13 protein-coding genes are annotated in these 16,729 nt (G+C 70.8%); 5 read left to right on the top strand and 8 right to left on the bottom strand.

All coding sequences use genetic code 11. From position 1 onward, the window contains the following. The first annotated feature begins 82 nt into the window (after positions 1 to 82). Positions 83 to 1,609 (top strand): GGDEF domain-containing protein, encoded by a 1,527-nt coding sequence (locus ACIA5C_RS23850; protein ID WP_396058091.1) that lies wholly within the window; start codon positions 83 to 85, stop codon positions 1,607 to 1,609. Between the two features lie 6 nt (positions 1,610 to 1,615). On the opposite strand, the gene ACIA5C_RS23845 is transcribed toward ACIA5C_RS23850, so the two are convergent. Then, positions 1,616 to 2,431 (bottom strand): EamA family transporter, encoded by an 816-nt coding sequence (locus ACIA5C_RS23845; protein WP_396058766.1) that lies wholly within the window; start codon positions 2,429 to 2,431, stop codon positions 1,616 to 1,618. A 237-nt stretch (positions 2,432 to 2,668) separates the two neighbouring features. Here ACIA5C_RS23845 and ACIA5C_RS23840 point away from each other — a divergent pair, with 237 nt between their 5' ends. Next, positions 2,669 to 4,006 (top strand): sensor histidine kinase, encoded by a 1,338-nt coding sequence (locus ACIA5C_RS23840; protein ID WP_396058088.1) that lies wholly within the window; start codon positions 2,669 to 2,671, stop codon positions 4,004 to 4,006. 1 nt (position 4,007) lies between these two features. On the opposite strand, the gene ACIA5C_RS23835 is transcribed toward ACIA5C_RS23840, so the two are convergent. Continuing rightward, a complete protein-coding gene (locus ACIA5C_RS23835) occupies positions 4,008 to 5,093 on the bottom strand; it encodes an ABC transporter ATP-binding protein (RefSeq protein ID WP_396058085.1) in 1,086 nt (361 codons plus the stop codon). A 112-nt stretch (positions 5,094 to 5,205) separates the two neighbouring features. Here ACIA5C_RS23835 and ACIA5C_RS23830 point away from each other — a divergent pair, with 112 nt between their 5' ends. The 3 genes from ACIA5C_RS23830 to ACIA5C_RS23820 all read left to right on the top strand — a co-directional run bounded on the left by ACIA5C_RS23830 (position 5,206) and on the right by ACIA5C_RS23820 (position 9,618). Next, entirely contained in the window at positions 5,206 to 7,128 is a 1,923-nt protein-coding gene (locus tag ACIA5C_RS23830) for a diguanylate cyclase domain-containing protein (RefSeq protein ID WP_396058083.1), read from the top strand. Between the two features lie 106 nt (positions 7,129 to 7,234). Beyond that, the gene (locus ACIA5C_RS23825; protein ID WP_396058080.1) at positions 7,235 to 7,618 is read left to right on the top strand and encodes a hypothetical protein; all 384 of its coding nucleotides are present in this window, start codon (positions 7,235 to 7,237) and stop codon (positions 7,616 to 7,618) included. Then, a complete protein-coding gene (locus tag ACIA5C_RS23820) occupies positions 7,618 to 9,618 on the top strand; it encodes a PASTA domain-containing protein (RefSeq protein WP_396058078.1) in 2,001 nt (666 codons plus the stop codon). The genes ACIA5C_RS23825 and ACIA5C_RS23820 overlap by 1 nt, the downstream gene beginning before the upstream one ends. 27 nt (positions 9,619 to 9,645) lie before the next feature. Here the strand turns inward: ACIA5C_RS23820 and ACIA5C_RS23815 are convergent, their stop codons facing one another. The 6 genes from ACIA5C_RS23815 to ACIA5C_RS23790 all read right to left on the bottom strand — a co-directional run bounded on the left by ACIA5C_RS23815 (position 9,646) and on the right by ACIA5C_RS23790 (position 16,681). Next, positions 9,646 to 9,783 carry a hypothetical protein gene (locus ACIA5C_RS23815; protein WP_396058075.1) on the bottom strand — a complete coding sequence of 46 codons (138 nt, stop codon included), beginning with the start codon at positions 9,781 to 9,783 and terminating at the stop codon, positions 9,646 to 9,648. Positions 9,784 to 10,221: 438 nt separating this feature from the next. Then, entirely contained in the window at positions 10,222 to 12,360 is a 2,139-nt protein-coding gene (locus ACIA5C_RS23810) for a glycosyl hydrolase (protein ID WP_396058073.1), read from the bottom strand. Beyond that, positions 12,357 to 13,142 carry an HlyD family efflux transporter periplasmic adaptor subunit gene (locus ACIA5C_RS23805; RefSeq protein ID WP_396058070.1) on the bottom strand — a complete coding sequence of 262 codons (786 nt, stop codon included), beginning with the start codon at positions 13,140 to 13,142 and terminating at the stop codon, positions 12,357 to 12,359. The genes ACIA5C_RS23810 and ACIA5C_RS23805 overlap by 4 nt, the downstream gene beginning before the upstream one ends. Positions 13,143 to 13,173: 31 nt before the next feature. Continuing rightward, complete coding sequence (locus tag ACIA5C_RS23800; RefSeq protein WP_396058067.1) at positions 13,174 to 14,805, bottom strand: glycosyltransferase family 2 protein; 1,632 nt, start codon at positions 14,803 to 14,805, stop codon at positions 13,174 to 13,176. A gap of 500 nt (positions 14,806 to 15,305) precedes the next feature. After that, positions 15,306 to 16,118: a patatin-like phospholipase family protein gene (locus ACIA5C_RS23795; protein ID WP_396058064.1), complete on the bottom strand. Its 813-nt coding sequence runs from the start codon at positions 16,116 to 16,118 to the stop codon at positions 15,306 to 15,308. A 131-nt stretch (positions 16,119 to 16,249) separates the two neighbouring features. Beyond that, positions 16,250 to 16,681, bottom strand: a complete 432-nt coding sequence (locus ACIA5C_RS23790; protein WP_396058062.1) for a MarR family winged helix-turn-helix transcriptional regulator — start codon at positions 16,679 to 16,681, stop codon at positions 16,250 to 16,252. Between the last annotated feature and the right edge of the window lie 48 nt (positions 16,682 to 16,729).

The raw sequence follows: 16,729 nt of genomic DNA, 5'->3' as shown, positions 1-16,729 counted from the left end.
GACTGCAACCGCATTGCCCTTCGTGCGGTACCCCTCGTGCGGGATGATCGAGGGGGCGCGGCTCAACCGCGGGGAGGTGCACATGACTGCGGAGTTGGTGATCCGCGACCACCGTGTGCGCCTGGCCGAGCTCGAGGGCAGCCGGGCCCTCGACGAGTTCGCCATGACCCGGCGGCAGGCCGCCGAGCTGCGGGCCCTCGCGGTCGAGGCCGGCGACGACGAGGCGGTGCACCGCTGCGACATGCTCGTCGCCGACGTGCTGCTGCGCGAGGGACACCTGGGGCCGGCCGGGCACAGCGCCCACCAGACCCAGGAGTGGGCCGAGACGCACGCCCGGCCCTTTGTTCAGGCCCGGGCCCACCGGGTGCTGGCCAACTTCTACCGCATGCTCGGAGACTTCCCGGAGGCGCTGGCCCACGGCGTACAGGGGGTGGCGAAGCTGCCGCCGGAGGCGGCGCCGGCCGTCCGCGCCCGGCACCTGATCATGCTGGCCTGCACGCTGGACGACAGCGGCTCGTTCGACGAGGGCGAGACGCGCTACCACGAGGTGCTGCGCATCTCGGCCGAGATCGGCGACGACGGGCTCGCGCTGCGGGCGCTCAACAACATGGCCTTCAACGCGTACGAGGCCGATGACGAGCCGGCGGCGAGCGTCCTCGCCGGCCGCATGCGCGAGGTGGCCGCCCGCGGCCGGGCCCTGACGGCCAAGGAACTCGACACGATCGCGCGGGTCGAGATGATGTCGGGCCGGTACGCCACCCTCGAGGTCACGCTCGCCGGGGTGCTCGACGGCACGGTCCTCGACGCGGACGGCGACGGCGCGGCGGAGTGCCTGCTCACGCTGGCCGAGGCCCGCCGCCTCAGCGACCGGCCGACCGCGGCGCAGGTCGCGCTGGACCGGGCGGTCGAGCTGTGCGAGCGTCGCGGGCTGGCCCGCGCCCGCGTGCAGCTGCGCCGGGAACAGGCGGCGCTGTTCGCCGCGACCGGCCGATACAAAGAGGCCTACGAGGAGCAGCTGCGCTATCAGGACAATCTGTCCACGCTGCAGAGCACCCAGCGGGAGGCCCGGGCCCAGGCTATGCAGGCGATCTTCGAGGCGAACGAGGCCCGGCAGGCCACCGAGCAGTTCCGCGAGATGGCGCACCGGGACGCCCTGACCGGCCTCCACAACCGCCGCTACATCGACGAGCAACTCCCCAAGCTCCTGGGCCGCGGCGGTCACCTGTCGGTGGCGATCCTCGACCTTGACCACTTCAAGCACATCAACGACACGCTGTCCCACGCGATCGGCGACGCCGTGCTGCAGCAGCTGGGCCGCCTGCTGCAGGACCGCACGACCGGCCCGGCCGTGGCGGCCCGGCTGGGCGGCGAGGAGTTCGTGCTGATCCTTCCCGGCCTCGACGCGGCCGCGGCCGCGCTCTACTGCGAACGCGTGCGGCGGGCGATCCACGACTTCGGTTGGACGACGATCACCGGCGGGCTGCCGGTGACCAGCAGCATCGGCGTCACCACCGCCGCGCCGGCCTCGACCGCGGCCGCCCTTCTGGCCGCGGCCGACCGCAATCTCTACGTGGCCAAGCGCACCGGCCGCGACCGGGTAGTGGTCTAGGTCCGGTCACCGGGCCAGGCAGGCGACGGACAACACCGCCACGATCACCCCGTAGAGGTGGACGGTATGCAGGCGCTCGCGCAGGAACGAGCGGTTGAGCACCAGCGTGACCGCCGGATAGAGCGACGCCACGACGGCCGCCGGGGTGAGCACCTCCGCCGCCGAGGCGAGGAACGCCGCGTCGGCCAGGACGTCGGACGCGCCCACCGCCATCACCGGAAACCTGATCGACGCCCGCGGCCGGAAGACCAGCGCCAGAAACAGCCCGACGATGCCCTCGATCGTCCGCGCGAAGGCGATGGCCCAGAACTGATCGGCCGCGCCCGCCTCATGCAGCAGCACGAAGTAGGCGCCGAAACCGAGCGCCGCCCCGAGACCGCACAGATTGGCCAGCTGGCGCGTACGCCGCCGCTCCGCACTCGGCACCGGCCAGCTCGCCAGGGTGACACCGGCCAGCCCGCACGCCACGCCGAGCCCGGCACCGAACCCGAACCGTTCGCCGTGCAGCAAACCCCACCCGACCGGAACCAGCGCGGCGACCGCGGCGACCGGCGCCACCACGGCCGGTGAGCCGTCCCGCATCGCCCGGTAGAGCAGGCCCATCGCCGGCAGCCCCACCAGCCCGGCCACGACCGCCGGCCAGACCCGCGCGTCCCACACCGGCGCGACCCCGCGCACCGCGACCGCCAGCAGGGCCAGCACCATGGCGGCCACGTTCGACCCGATCAGAACCGTCAGCACCGGCAGCCGCCGGCTCAGCATCCCGGCCAGAAAGTCGGAGACCCCCCAACCGGCGGCCGCCCCCACGGCCGCCACCAGCATCCATCCCACGCGGTCAGCAACTTCCGCCGTCAGCACCCATGCGCCGATGATGCCGATCGCGAAGCCGCAGGTCAGTCGCCCGAAAGAGGCCTAATCCCTCGTGCGGGGGAGGTAAATGGCCGACCGCGCTATTGACCCGAGCCGATAAATCGGCCAACGTTCAATCCGAACGCGACACCACATCTACGGGGGTTGATAGTGGTGGCACGGCTTCGGCATTCCCAAAATTCGGCCACCATGCCTTTGGTGACCTTCCTGGTCACGGCCGTCCTGGTCGTGGTGACCTCGGTCCTTCAGATGTCGGCGCACGGGCTCAGTGTCCCGGGGCGCATCGAGACGACCTTCCAGTTGGTGGCGCTGCCGCTCTCCCTGGCCGGAGCACTGATCCTGGCCCGGCGCCGGAAACGCTTCGGGCTGCTGCTCCTGGTGTCCGGCGCCGGGGTTTACACCGGCCCGGCCAACTACCTGCACACCGCGCTGCTGGTGATCTCAGGGCTCCTCCTGGCGGTGCTCACGGCGGTCGCGGTGGCGGCCGTCGCGGTCGCCCCGGCCCGGTCGGGGCTGGCACGGCTGGTCGACCGGCTCCACCACGGTCAGCGGGCCCAACTGCTGGCCGTGGTGACCCGCCTGGCCCGGCAGCTGGAGTCGGCGCTGCCGCCCGAACGCGTGCTGCCCACGATCGTCGACACGCTGGCCGACGCGCTCGAACTGCCGTACGCGGCGATCGAACTGTGCCGCGACGGCGGATTCGACATCGCCTGCAGCCGGGGCCGGCCCACCGGGCAGGACGTGTGCTATCCGCTCGCCTACCGCGGCGAGCCGATCGGCCGCCTGGTGCTCGGCCCGCACGTGCCGTTCTCACGCCGCGACGACGTGCTCATGCGGGACCTGGCCACGCACGCCGGGGTGGCCGTCTACGCCGTACGCCTCACCGCCGACCTGCAACGCTCCCGGGAACGGCTGATCGCGGCCCGCGAGGAGGAACGCCGGCGGCTGCGGCGCGACCTGCACGACGGCATCGGGCCGGCGCTGGCCGGGATGGCGTTCCGGCTGGAGGCGATGGCCACGGTGCTGCCGGCCCGGCCGGAGGAGGTCGGCATGCTGATCGGCGGCGTACGCACCGACATGCGCCAGGCCATGGGCGAGGTGCGCCGGCTGGTCGAGGGCCTGCGCCCACCCGCCCTCGACGAACTGGGCCTGGCCGGGGCGATCCGGGCCCACGCCGACCGCCTCGTCGGCCTTGTCGTGACCGTCGAGGCGCCCGGGCAGTTGCCGCCGCTGCCGGCCGCGGTCGAGGTGGCGGTCTACCGGATTGCCACCGAGGCGCTGACCAACGTGATCCGGCACGCGGCCGCCCGCCGCTGCGCGATCCTGCTGCGGGTCGGCGACGACGTCGAACTCGAGGTCATCGACGACGGCCGCGGCCTGCTGCCGGCCCGGCGCGGACGTGGTTTCGGCCTCGACTCGATGCGGGAACGCGCGGCCGAACTCGGCGGCACGTGCGTCACCGAGCCGGGGCCGGACGCCGGAACCCGGGTGCGGCTCCGGCTGCCGGTCACGCTGGAGGTGCTCTGAGTCAGATGCGGGCTCCGGTGCCGGCGTTGAAGAGGTGCACCTCGCCGGTCTGTGGCTTGATATGGACGGTCTCGCCCAGGCTGGGCTGGCGGTGCCGGGTCGTCCGCACGACGAAGCGCTCGTCGGCGCCCTCCAGCAGCGTGTGGCCATAGACGTTGACGTCCGAGCCGAGGTCCTCGACCAGGTCGACCTCGAGCGGCAACCCGCCGTCGGCCTCGGTGACCAGGTCGGTCTCCTCGGGCCGGAAGCCGACCGTCACCTTGCCGTCGCCACCCTCGGCCGCGGCGACCTGCTCGGTGGTCAGCGGCACGGCCAGCGGACCGAAGTCGGCGCCGGTGTCGGTGATCAGCACGGTCTTGAGGTTCATCGCGGGCGAGCCGATGAAGCCGGCGACGAAGACGTTGCCGGGGGTGTCGTACAGGGTGCGCGGGGTGTCGACCTGCTGCAGCTCACCGTCGCGCAGCACCGCCACCCGGTGGCCCATCGTCATGGCCTCGACCTGGTCGTGCGTCACATAGACGGTGGTGACACCCAGCTTCGCCTGCAGCGTCGCGATCTGCGAACGGGTCTGCACCCGCAGCTTCGCGTCCAGGTTCGACAGCGGCTCGTCCATCAGGAAGACCTGCGGCTCGCGGACGATCGCGCGGCCCATCGCGACCCGCTGACGCTGGCCGCCGGAGAGCGCCTTCGGCTTCCGCTGAAGGTATTCCTCGAGCTGCAGAAGCGCCGCCGCCTCCTTGACCCGGCGGTCGATCTCCGCCTTGTGGGTGTGCCGCAACTTGAGGGCGAACGCCATGTTCTCGTACACCGTCATGTGCGGGTAGAGCGCATAGTTCTGGAACACCATCGCGATGTCCCGCGACTTCGGCGGCAGATTGGTGACGTCGTTGCCGCCGATCAGGATGCGACCACGGTCGACGTCCTCGAGACCGGCGAGCATGCGCAGGGCGGTCGACTTCCCGGAACCGGAAGGGCCGACCAGAACGAGGAACTCCCCTTCCTCGATGTCGAGGGTGAGTTCGTCAACCGCGGGGCGCTCGGATCCGGCGTAGATCCGGGAGGCGTGGTCGTAAGCGACAGTAGCCATTTGAGCCACTTCCTTTCGAGCCTCCTTGAACCGTAGGAACGAGATCACCCGGTCGGCCAGAAGAGATGTCGCGGATCACAAAACTGGCCCGGAGTAGCGGTATGGTCTCCCGATGGCCGACGGCCCCGTCGTGGGCGTTCTTTCCCCCTTCCTCGGCGGGTGGTACTTCGGCGGTGTGATCGACGGCATCGCCCAGGTCGCCGCCGGGGCCGGAGCCGCGGTGGTCGCTGTGCAGACCCTCGACGCCGGCACCGACCAGCTGGAGCTGATCGAGCCGCCGCACCCACCCCATCCCCTGGCCTGGGACCACGCCGCCGGCTTCGTCGTCATCGTGAACGCGGCCAGCGCCAAATACCTGCAGGAGATCCAGGCCACCGGCCGGCCGGTCGTCGTGGTCAGCCACGACTTCCCCGAACTCGAATGCCCGACCGTCTTCCCCGACAACCGGGTCGGGGTGCGCGCCGCGGTCGAGCACCTGATCCGGCACGGCCACCGGCGCATCGCGTTCGCCGGCTTCATGGGCGCGCTCGACCAGAGGGAACGCTGCGAGACGTACCGTCAGACACTGATCGAGAACGGCATCACCCCCGACCCGGAGCTGATCTTCGAAGCGGTCGACAACCAGCAGGCCGGGGGCGAAGGCGCGGCGCACGCGATGCTGGCCGCCGGGCTGCCGTCGACCGCGGTGCTGACCGGCACCGACCTCAACGCCGTCGGCCTGATGCGGGTCCTCACCGCGGCCGGCTGCCGGCTACCCGACGATCAGGCGATCATCGGCTTCGACGACCTCACCGACGCGTCGTTCACCGACCCCCGCCTGACCACCATCCGGCAGTCGCTCTTCCAGGTCGGCTCCACCGCAGCCCGGGCGCTGCTGTCGGCGATCGACGGCCCGGGCGGGCAGGCGGTGCGCCACGAGGTGGCGACGCAACTGGTCGTACGTGAGTCGTGCGGTTGCCCTTCGCCCGAGTTCCCGGGCAGCGAGACCGACGCGGTGCGTGCGCCCGAGACATTGCGCGCCGAGGGCCGGTCGCAATACCGCGAACGCACCCGGCTCCAGGCGGCCCTGAGCAGCCAGTACGACATCAGCCTCGACCTGCTCCGCAGCCACGAGGAAGACCCCCGGCAGCTCGGCTGGCTGCGCCGCACCTCGGCGCGGGCGGGCTGCCTCGGGCTGTGGACGGAAACGCCCGGCCCCGGCGACCGCACGCTCGACATCGTCGGCCACTTCCATCGCCCGGCCGCGCCCTCGACCCTGCCCCCGGTCCTGGCCAGCGGGTTCCCTCCGCCGGCCATCCTCGACGCGGTGCGTGCCGAGCCGGGCGCCCTGGCCTTCGTCGTCCCGGTGCGGGTGCGAGACCGCGACTGGGGACTCCTCGCCACGGTCGACCGGGTGGACCTGCAAGCGGCCACCGGGCGCGAGCCGATCAACCAGTGGGCGGCGCTGCTGACAGTGGCACTCGACTATCAGGCCGTACTCGCCACCCTCCGCGAGCAGAAGGAGCAGTTGCGCGCCAGCGCCCTCTACGACCACCTCACCGGCCTGCCCAACCGGGCACACTTCCTGCAGTTGCTGGCCGCGGCGATCGCACCCGGCCCCGAGCGCCGGCCCGACGTCGCCGTGCTCTTCGTCGACCTCGACGGCTTCAAGCTGATCAACGACACGTTCGGCCACGCCGTCGGCGACCAGATCCTGGTCGAGGTGGCCGAACGGCTCCGCACCGGCCTCGGCGACCACGGCACGGCGGGCCGCTTCGGAGGCGACGAGTTCCTGGTCCTGCTCGACGCCCTCGACGACGACCACACCCCGGTGGCGATGGCCCAGCGCCTGCAGACCTCGCTCAACCGCCCGCATTGGCTGGCCGGCCACCAGCTGACGGTCACCGCAAGCATCGGCATCGCGCACGCCCACCAAACGCCGCTGGCCGACGCCGAATCCCTGGTCCGCGACGCCGACACCGCGATGTATCAGGCTAAATCCCGCCGCGACCCCAGCCAGGCGCTCTTCGAACTGAACGCCGACGACCGGTTCTGAAGTCGTACTTCTGACCATCGGACAGCGCTTCTACGGTCGCTCTTAAGTATTTCGTTCCGCCGTCGCAGGTCTGGACAGGTCGAGGACGCAATTCAGGGGAGCACCGATGGCCGAGACACTCAAGATTGGACTGGTCGCGCGCAACGACCACTATGACGACGACGATCCGCGCTGGTTCGCGCAAACCGCGATCCTCGTCCACGACCTCGGCCACGACACCGGATCGCTGCGCCTGCACCGGACGCCGGTGCCCGGCACCAAGGGCGCGGTCGACCAGCTCATCCTGTCGCTCGGCTCGGCCGGGGCGTTCAGCGTCGCCGTCCAGGTGATCCGGGCCTGGCTGAGCCGGGACCGGCGTCGCTCGGTGGAGTTGACCTTCACCGACGCCAGGGGCACCACCAGGACCGTGCGCGTCTCGGCCGACAACGCCGGGGCCGACGCCCTGGCACCGCTCATCATGGCCGCTTCGGAGCTCGCCAAGGAGCAGTGATGACCTACCGGGCGCTGCTCATCGGCAACAGCGTGTTCGAGGCGGACGCCGGGCTCAACCCGCTCAACGCCCCGACGAAGGACGTCGCCCGGCTGCACCGGGCCCTCGTCGACTCCGCGACCGGACTCTTCGCCGAGGAGAACGTCCGGCTGGTCATCGAACGAAGCTCGCACGACCTGCTCGACGAGCTGGACCGGTTCTTCTCCGAGGCCCACCGCGACGACTTGCTGCTGCTTTACTACAGCGGGCACGGGCTGCTCGACGAACGCAACCAGCTCTTCCTGTGCGGCCGCAACACCCGCTCGGACCGGCTGCTGCGGACGGCGGTCAGCAACGTACGGATCAACGAGTTCATCGAGCAGGCGGTGGCCCGGTGCACCGTGATCATCCTGGACTGCTGCAGCAGCGGCATGTTCAAGGGCGGCGACGTGGCCGCACCGCTCGCCGGCCCGGGACGCTACGTCGTGTCCAGCACGCGCGGCGCGGCGCTGGCCAACGACGCGGCCGTGGCGACCGGCACGAGCCTGTTCACCGAACATCTGGTCACCGGGCTCCTCGGTGCCGCCGACGACCGGGACGGCGACGGCTACCTCGACCTGCGCGAGGTCTTCGACTACGTACGGGCGAAGCTGTCCGCCACCACGAAACAGATCCCGCACTGCCGCTTCGACGGCGACGCGGCGGTCATGCTGGCCAAACGGCCCGCCGCACCGGCACCGGCCGCCACCGCAGCCGCCCGCCGCGCGGGCGACCCGACCTTCGTGCTGTCCGAAAACACGGTCACCTTGCGCGACGTGGGACCGGACGAGCGGCTCGGCCCGGAGGTCATCGAGATCTTCCCGCTGGCCGACGCCGAAGTCGACTGCACGGCCGAGACCGACGCCGCCTGGCTGGACGCCGAGGTGCGCGGCGGTCAATTGACCATCGAACTCCGGCCCCATCCGGGTCCCAACCGAGGCAAGATCGTCGTGCGCGACCGCAGATCGGGTACGGCACAGGTCGTGCGAGTGCACGTCACGGTCGATCGTCGCAGCGCCGGGGCACAACCAGCGATCGCTGACAGTCCTTCACAACCGACGCCCGCCGACGGGGCGGGACAAACGGGGATCGCTGCCGAGCCGCCGCCGACCCGCACCCTCGCCCGGGTGCGGATGCCCCACGCGGTTCCACCGCCGGACAAGCCCGACGCCGGCGACTCTCCCGGCCCGGATGCGGGTGGTCGCGGAGGGAAAAGACGATGGCTCGTCGGGCTGGCCGCGGCGGCCGTCCTCCTTGCCGCCGGCGCGGCGGCCCTGCTGTTCCCCGCGGGCCGTTCCCATACGCCGATCCCGGCATTGGTCGGCCTGACCCGCGCCGACGCCGAGGCGACGCTCCACGCGAAAGGACTGACGGCGACCGCTGTCCCCGCCCCCTTCGGCTCCACCTGCGCACCGGACGCGGTCGTCGCGCAGAACCCGCCGGCCGGTCAGCCGGCCGACCGAGGCATCCCGATCAGCATCACCGTGTGCAACACAACGCCCTCGGCCCCGGCCCCGACCGCCCCGCACTCGACCGGCTCGACCCGGGGCCCCAAGCTGGTCGGACTGCCCGACCTCGGTGAAACCTGCGGCTCCGCCGACCAGGCTTTGCGCAAGGTCAACCTATCCACCAGGTGCGTACCGAAGGACAGCGCTTCGTCCGCCGGACGAGTGGTCGGATCCAACCCTCGCCACGAGGCCCCGACAGGCTCCACCGTCGACGTCTTCATCTCAAACGGCAGTCTGTGCCGCGTTCCCGATGTGCAAGGCCTCTCCACGGAGGCAGCCGACGAACAGCTAAAGCGCCATCAGCTCGAGTCCCAGATTCGAGAAGAGCCATCAGACGAGGCACCCGGCACCGTCATCAAGCAGAGTCGATCACCCGAAGACGAGGTCAAATGCGGTACGTCCGTAACTCTCACCGTCGCAACAACGCCGCCCTCGCCAGTCACCGACCCGACGGCCTCGAACAACGGCGGCTGAAGGCCGACAGCAGGAGCGCGCAGCCGATCAGGTCGGCCCGGCGGTCGACATCGCGGATGTTCGTACGCCGGCGAGGAGGTCGGCCACGCTGTGGGCTTCGATACCGGACGGTAGGCCGTCGGTGAAACGGGCCACGACCGCCCGTACGTGGCTCTGGGCCACCACGGACAAGCCACCGTAGCTTCGCCGATTCCTTCGGGCGCGTCGACGTCGAGGCGTACAGCATCCAGGGCGCCGGGCACAGCCTGCTGTCCAGCGGCATGGCCGCGTACGCGATCGCGTTCTTCGGTCTGAACAGCGCGACCACCACGACGCCGCCGACCACGCCGGCCACCCACTGCGCCGACGACCCCGCCCACGACTGCGCCGACGACCCCGCCGGCCGGGTCCGGCGGATGCCGGGTCACCGACACCGTCAATGCGTGGAACACCGGTCTCACCGAGAGCGTCTCCATCACCAACACCGGCCAAGCCCGCATCGTTCACCCTCAACGGTGCCTCCTGCTCCACCGCCTGACCGAAGGCCACGAACGGAACCCGGAAGCTCGCCCTGGCCGTCCACGCAGTACCGGCGTGGACGGCCGGCAGCACCAGGAGCACGACTCAGGCTCCCGGCGCCCGGACCACCCGCGGTGCGTTCGCCGGCCCGAAAGCGAGTGCCCCCACCGGTTCGGGTACGGCGGGTTGCGGTGGCCCGAGCACCGCCAGCGACTCGACCCAGTAGCGGACCATTGCCCGGCTCGTACTCTCTTCCCGGGTGAGGCCGGCGCCGAGCCGCCGGCGGGCGGCCGTGGGGTCGGAAAGGGCCACGTCGGCGGCGAACAGATCGCCCCAGACCCGCGGTTGAGCGCCCAGCTCGCGCTCGCGGGTGGCCGACGGCCCCCGGTAGAACGAACCCGCGGTCAGCGGCAGCAGTTGAATGCCGAGGACGGACTCCGGCTTGGGGTCGAACCACGTCGCGTAGTCGATCTTCGCATCCCAGACGATGCCCGCGGTGGTGTGGGCGTAGCCGGGCTGGCGGGTCAGTCCGGTGCCGAGCCAGTACATTCGGGCGGTGGCCGCCTCCAGCGCGTAGTGGGTAACGCCGTAGGCGGTCATCTTCGCGTTGTCGCGGACCAGTCCCCACCGGACCACCGCCTCCCAGGCCGCGACCGCCTCGCCGGACGACTCCTGGTTGTTGCCGTCCGCGAAGGGCGCGAATCCGGAGGCGGCGGAGCTACCGAGGTAGGCGTTGAACGCCCGGAACGGCGGCAACCCGTCCGCCGGGCCGATCGCCAGGGACCCGGCGTAGTCCCGAATGATCAGATCCACCACGTCGCCGTAGTCGCGGGCGAACCCGGGGTCGGCCGCCCCCAGGACCGCCGCGGCGCGGATCAGGTAGCCGTACTGGAAGTGGTGGTCGTTGTAGTCCTGGGCACCGAACTCGGCCGGCACGGCAATCAGGCCGCCCCACGTCTTGTCATAGCCGAAGAAGCGGTTGTCGGAGGGCCCGCTGTAGGTCAGCCAATCGATCAGTTGCGGCTTGAGCCGGGCCAGCGCCGTCGTTCGCTGTGCGTCCGCGCCGGTGGCCACGGCCACCTCGGCGACGGTGGCCAGCCGGCCGAGCTCCTTGAGCCCGAAGTAACTGCCTCCGGCGCCGGGCGGGTCCGCCAGATCGCGGTCCAGGTCGGTCCGTACGGCGCGCGTTACCGCCTCGCTCAGCGGCACTTTCGGTACGGCGGTGAGCAGTCCCGGCATCGGTACCCGGACCCGCACCGCATTCGCCGTGACAAGTGACATCGTGCCTCGTGCGTCGGGGTACGAGCCGGCCACCGGTGCCGGTCCGGGAACCAGACCGGCCTGCTGATGAGGCAGGAGGGCCCACGCCCCGGCGCCCCCATCGGCCCGCCGGGCGGTGAGCGTTTGAGTGACCGTCCCGGCCGCGGCGTCGTACGCCATCGCGGCCGTGGTCTGCACGACCGGGTCGCCGGTGCTGGCCCGTTCCCAGCTCGCCCGGTCGGCGCCGGCGGGTACTCGCGCCACGGCCAGCTGCTCGCCCGTTCCGGTCACGGTGGAGCCGCTGAGTTTCAGGCCGGCACCCAGAACGTCCCACCGGCCACCCGCGATGTCGAGCCGGGCCCGGCCGGCCGAGCTGCCGGCATCGGAGAACGCGCCGGTCAGCGTGGGCGCCGCGCCGTGGAAGCGCAGCCACAGCACGGGGCTGCCCTGCACCAGGGTGACGTCGACCCGGCCGCCCCCGGCGAGGCCGACCCGGACCACGACATGGAAGGCGCCGTAGCCGACGACGCTGACGCCTCCGGTGGCGGCGCCGACGGTGAGGGCGGCCAGGAAGGGGGTGGTGATGGCATTGGCCGCGGCGGTGACCGGAGCGCCGCTGATCTGCAGTCCGCCCGCGGCGGCCTGCACCGCGAGCGGATGGGCCCAGATCGGCTTGGTGCGGGGCCCGGTCAGCGCGGAACTCCACCACTGGTTGGTCGGCACCGCAAGGCCTGCGAGGTCACCGGCCTGAACGGGTGCCTTGGTCGGGGTGGAACCGGCCGACAGCGCAGCGGCGATGCTTCCGCGGCCGGTCACCGCCGGTACGGCGAGCCGCGTCGTCGCGGCGTCCTCGGTGACGGTCCCGACGCTCTTTTCCTGCGCGGGCGCTTCGGGGCGGGCCGGTGTGACGGCCGGCCCGGAGCTGCACGCGGTCAACGCGGTGAGTGCCGCGATCGCGGTCACGGCCGATCGGCGGCGGCTCATGCGCTGTTCACCGCCGGGGTGCGACCGACGGCCGTGGTGGTGTCGACGACCGCGGTGAACTGGAGGCCGGGCACGAGCGTCCGGACGGTCGCGAGGGCCGCCGGGTCCGGCCGCAGCACGACGGTCAGCCGGTCCGGGCTGTTCACCGACGGCGCTGACTCGACCTCCGGCTCGACCTCCTGCAGCGTCGTGACGATTCGCCCGCTCAGGCCGGGGCCGGTCACGTAGGCGGTCATCCCGAGCCGCAGCTTGCGCAGCGTTTCGAGCGGCACATCGACCTGAAAGGAGAGTTTGGCCGGATCGTAGAGCGTGACGATCGGCTCCCCGGCCCGGGCTATCTGGCCGGGCGCGACGTTGATCTTGGTGACGACGCCGGCGGCCGGCGCGTGCAACTCCTGCACCCGCGCCCCTCCGCCGTCCGCGGTCCGGGTGATGACGGCCAGGACCGCACCGGCGGTCACACTCGTCCGCTCGGTGGTCAGCATCCGGGTGACGACGGCGGCATCGGGCGAACCGACGGTGATCGGCTGCGCAGTCAGCACCGCCGAGCCCGCATCCACCAGCATGCGGTCGGCGAGGCGCTGTCGTACGAGGCAGAAGCCGCCGCCGGCGGCCGCGGCCAGCAGGATCAGAACGACCACTGACGTACGCGCGAAGAGCAGTGCCCGTCGCAGCCGGCTCCGCCCGGGCGGAGCCGGTGCGGCGCCCGAGGTGGGGTCGGGGCTCGGCGACGCCGCGGTGGTCCCGTCATGTTCGATGGTCGTGTCGAGTGTGGAGTTCATGGTGGTGCCTCTCTCGCGGGTGGGACCTCGGTCAGGCGGCGGCCGCGACAGGCTGCGGCTGGGTGGCGGGCTGTCCCTCGGCTGAGGGCAGGCCGCCGACGGGAGGACGGGGGCCGCCCGGCGGTACGGCCGCGGGGGTGGCGCGGAGCCGGATCCGGCCGCCGGTCACCGACTCGACGATCATCCGGCCGAGGATCAGCACGATCATGGCGGCCCAGCCGACGGACAACCAGGTCGGCGCCGGGTCGGCCATCACCAGCACGCCGACCACGATGCCTGTCGCGTTCAGCACCAGCAGGGCGAGCAGCGGCATGACGACCCACAACGACCGGGCGCTGTCGCCGCCGGCGTTGGTGGCCTTCCACTTCGCCGGCCGGCCGAGCAGCACGCCGCCCAGCGCCCGCAGATGTACGGGGGCGGCACCGATGCTGGCCACGATCGCGGACAGTTTGAAGCCGCCCGACTGCAGCCAGGTGACCAGCAGCACGGCCGCCTGGAAAGGCAGGTAGTGGGTGGCCCACGCGACGCCGTCGGCGCGGATCGGGCTCAGCGCGAACAGCAGATAGAGCGCCGGGAACAGCATGAAAGTCAGCATCGCCACGGACAGCAGGTAGTGCGTGCCACAGAACAGGTACTGCAGGCGTTGGTCGACGGTCAGGCCGCTGCCGCGTTTGAACAGGCGGCCGCGCAGCAAGACCTCGAAGCCGCCGCCGGCCCAGCGCAGCTGCTGCTTCAGGTAGGACGGAACATCCTCCGGCGCCAGCCCGCGGGCCAGCACCTGCGGTACGTAGATCGACTTCCAGCCGCGTTTGTGCAACTCGATCGACGTCCAGATGTCCTCGGAGTTGCTGCCGGTCCAGATGCCGCCGATGCTGTCGAGGGCCGCCCGCCGGAACATGACGTTGGTGCCGACGCAGAACGCGGCATTGAAATGGTTCTTGCCCGGGCAGACCAGCTCATAGAAGATCCGCTGGGCTTCACCCGAGCCGGTGGCCACCAGATTGACATTGTTCGTGTACGCCTGCGGGGACTGCACGAACGCCACGTCCGGGTCCTGCAGGTGCGGCAGGATGGTGAGCAGGAAGTTGGGCTCGGGCACGTGGTCGGCGTCGAAGATGACCACGAACTCGCCGTCCGTACGGGCGAGTCCGGCGTTGACGTTGCCGGCCTTGGCGTGCGCGCCGCCCGGACGCCGCAGGTAGTCCACGCCCACCTCGTCGGCGATCCGGCGCAGCTCGTCGCTGTCGCCGTCGTCCAACAGCAGCGTCCGATGGGGCAGCTGCATCTCGCGGGCCGCGAGCAGGGTCCGCCGGACGAGCACCGGTTCCTCGCCGTACGCCGTGACGAAGACGTCGATGGCGGGGACGTCGGCGCCGGCCCGCAACTGGTTGCGCCAGACAGTGACATCCACCGGCTCGGGCCGGTCGTCGTGGGCCAGGATGGTCCACCAGGTCCCGACCAGGTGCAGTGCGGTCAGGCCCTCGGCGGCCAGCATGGCGATCCACAGCCAGCCCGGTCCACGGTAGGCCGGGTTGAGCAGGAACAGTTGATAGAACACGGTGGCGGTGAGCGCCGCGATGATCGCGACGCGCGTCGAGCGCTGCAGCGGCCGCCATGCCAGGCGGGTCCCTACCCGGGCCGGTAGTGCGGGCGGTGCCGTCATGAATGCTCCCTGGACTTGATATTCAATGCAGTGAATCGGTGCCGTTCTCCAAGAGAACAGGAAGACCCGGTCCGGCGCGAGCGTCTGGAGAACATTTCTTTCCGGTCACGGATTGCAGATCAAAAACGAACACATAATTTGATTCTCACGGATTTCTTGATCCGCACGGCCACCGCTCTGAGCTGGGGTCAAACGGGCGTAAGGTTAAATCGGAGAGAAATAAGTGCGCCGTCCGTCACGGGTGACGCGATCGATCAGTGAGCGACATTACAGGGGCCCATGATCCCGGTGTCGGCAACATCAATGCGTTCGAAATACGCGCGAAACTTTATCGACGCCTCGTGCTCGCACAAATGACCGATCGGTGGAGAGATCCATTTCGGAAATGGTGATTCACCGGCCACGACGTGACCTGCCCGAGAGGTCCATGGCCCCCGTGACCGTCACGCCGTCGCCCGTACCGGCCGTTGATCTCGCCCTGAAGGGAGCGCGGCCGAATGTCAGAGGCCGGCGTCGTCCAAGGCGGCGGTGGCCAGGTCACGGCCGAGCGAGATCATCTCGGCGGCTCGATGGAAGTCCATCACCCGACCCGCGCTCACCGGCACCGCAATGTGCACGTCCGGCGGCAAACCGGCCATCCGGTAACGCGCGATCATGTCCTGCATCGCGTCCAGCGAGCTGGTGATGACGTCGGCGAGGCGCAGGCTGCCGGGGTGCCGGGTGTGGGCCGCGATCCGGATCGGGGCGCCGGTTTCGTGGTCCGGGCGACGGGCCAGCAGCGAGACCGCCACGGTCAGGTCGGCCTGCGCCGAGGCGGTCGGATCGATCGGCACCGGGTTGAGCAGACCACCGTCGGCAAGTACCCGGCCGTCGGCCAGCATCGGGGTGATCAGGCCGGGGATGGCGATCGAGGCCCGGATCGCCGAGCGCAGCGAGCCCTTCTGGAACCACACCTCGCGACGGGCGGTGATGTCGGTGGCCACCGCCGTGTACGGGATCGGCAGATCCTCGATCAGCGTGTCGCCGAGGAAGCCGCCGAGGTGATCGATCAGCCGGTCGGCCGTGATCATCCCGGGCGACGACCACTTGGGGTCGAACAGCCGCAGTACGTCACGCTGCTTGAGCCCGACCACCCACTCGGTGAACTCCTTGAGCCGCCCGGCGGCCATCACCCCGCCGACCAGGGCACCCACCGACGACCCGGCGACCGCCACGACCTCCAGGCCGCGCTCGCCGAGCACTTCGATGACCCCGATGTGCGCGAACCCTCGCGCTCCACCGGACCCCAACGCCAACGCGACCCGCGGGGACACGCTCCCGATGCTAAACGGCCCACACGCTCGCGTCATGCCCGTCACGCGGCATCCACGCCGCCTGAGCGACCTGGCGGCGCCGCGCATTATCGGGTGCCAGATCAGTGCGTCTGATCCTGCCGGAGAGGATGTCAGTCGGGCTCGGCCAACAGCACGCTCGCCGCACGCTGGATCTTGGTCAGCGCAGACAGCAGAGTGCGGCGCTCGGCTGCGGTCAAGTCTTTGGTGACGCTCTCTTCGAGGCGACGTCGTTCCGATTCGACAGGCTGCCGCAGGGCTCGTCCGGCGTCGGTCAGCCACAGACGAACCAAGCGGTTGTCCCGATCGTCGCGGCGGCGGGTGATCAGGCCGGCGTCGATCAGGCGCCCGGACATCTTCACCACCGCCGGCGTCGAGACGTTCACCTTGGCGGCGATCTCGCCGGGCGTGCGGCCATCCTGGTTCCACAGCACCGCCAGCAAGTGATCTTGACCCAGGTGGAGGCCGTGGCGCTGCATGGCAGCCTCTGCGGCCGCGCGCACCGCTTTGTTGGTGATGCCGTGCAGGTCGAGAAACTCGGGCACCAAGCCTCCTCATTGACGACAGATCATTAACCGGTTATCGTTCGGGCA

Source organism: Actinoplanes sp. NPDC051343 (assembly GCF_044455125.1).
GTDB lineage: Bacteria > Actinomycetota > Actinomycetes > Mycobacteriales > Micromonosporaceae > Actinoplanes.
Note: the sequence above shows the minus strand (reverse complement) of the source record. Positions and strands in the feature narration are given on the sequence as shown.

Bases quoted from the DNA above. Each gene is read 5' to 3' on its own strand.
- ACIA5C_RS23845 (WP_396058766.1), bottom strand. From the start codon at position 2,431: ATGCTGGTGGCGGCCGTGGGGGCGGCCGCCGGTTGGGGGGTCTCCGAC.
- ACIA5C_RS23850 (WP_396058091.1), top strand. From the start codon at position 83: ATGACTGCGGAGTTGGTGATCCGCGACCACCGTGTGCGCCTGGCCGAG.
- ACIA5C_RS23830 (WP_396058083.1), top strand. From the start codon at position 5,206: ATGGCCGACGGCCCCGTCGTGGGCGTTCTTTCCCCCTTCCTCGGCGGG.
- ACIA5C_RS23810 (WP_396058073.1), bottom strand. From the start codon at position 12,360: ATGAGCCGCCGCCGATCGGCCGTGACCGCGATCGCGGCACTCACCGCG.
- ACIA5C_RS23840 (WP_396058088.1), top strand. From the start codon at position 2,669: ATGCCTTTGGTGACCTTCCTGGTCACGGCCGTCCTGGTCGTGGTGACC.
- ACIA5C_RS23805 (WP_396058070.1), bottom strand. From the start codon at position 13,142: ATGAACTCCACACTCGACACGACCATCGAACATGACGGGACCACCGCG.
- ACIA5C_RS23825 (WP_396058080.1), top strand. From the start codon at position 7,235: ATGGCCGAGACACTCAAGATTGGACTGGTCGCGCGCAACGACCACTAT.
- ACIA5C_RS23800 (WP_396058067.1), bottom strand. From the start codon at position 14,805: ATGACGGCACCGCCCGCACTACCGGCCCGGGTAGGGACCCGCCTGGCA.
- ACIA5C_RS23835 (WP_396058085.1), bottom strand. From the start codon at position 5,093: ATGGCTACTGTCGCTTACGACCACGCCTCCCGGATCTACGCCGGATCC.
- ACIA5C_RS23820 (WP_396058078.1), top strand. From the start codon at position 7,618: ATGACCTACCGGGCGCTGCTCATCGGCAACAGCGTGTTCGAGGCGGAC.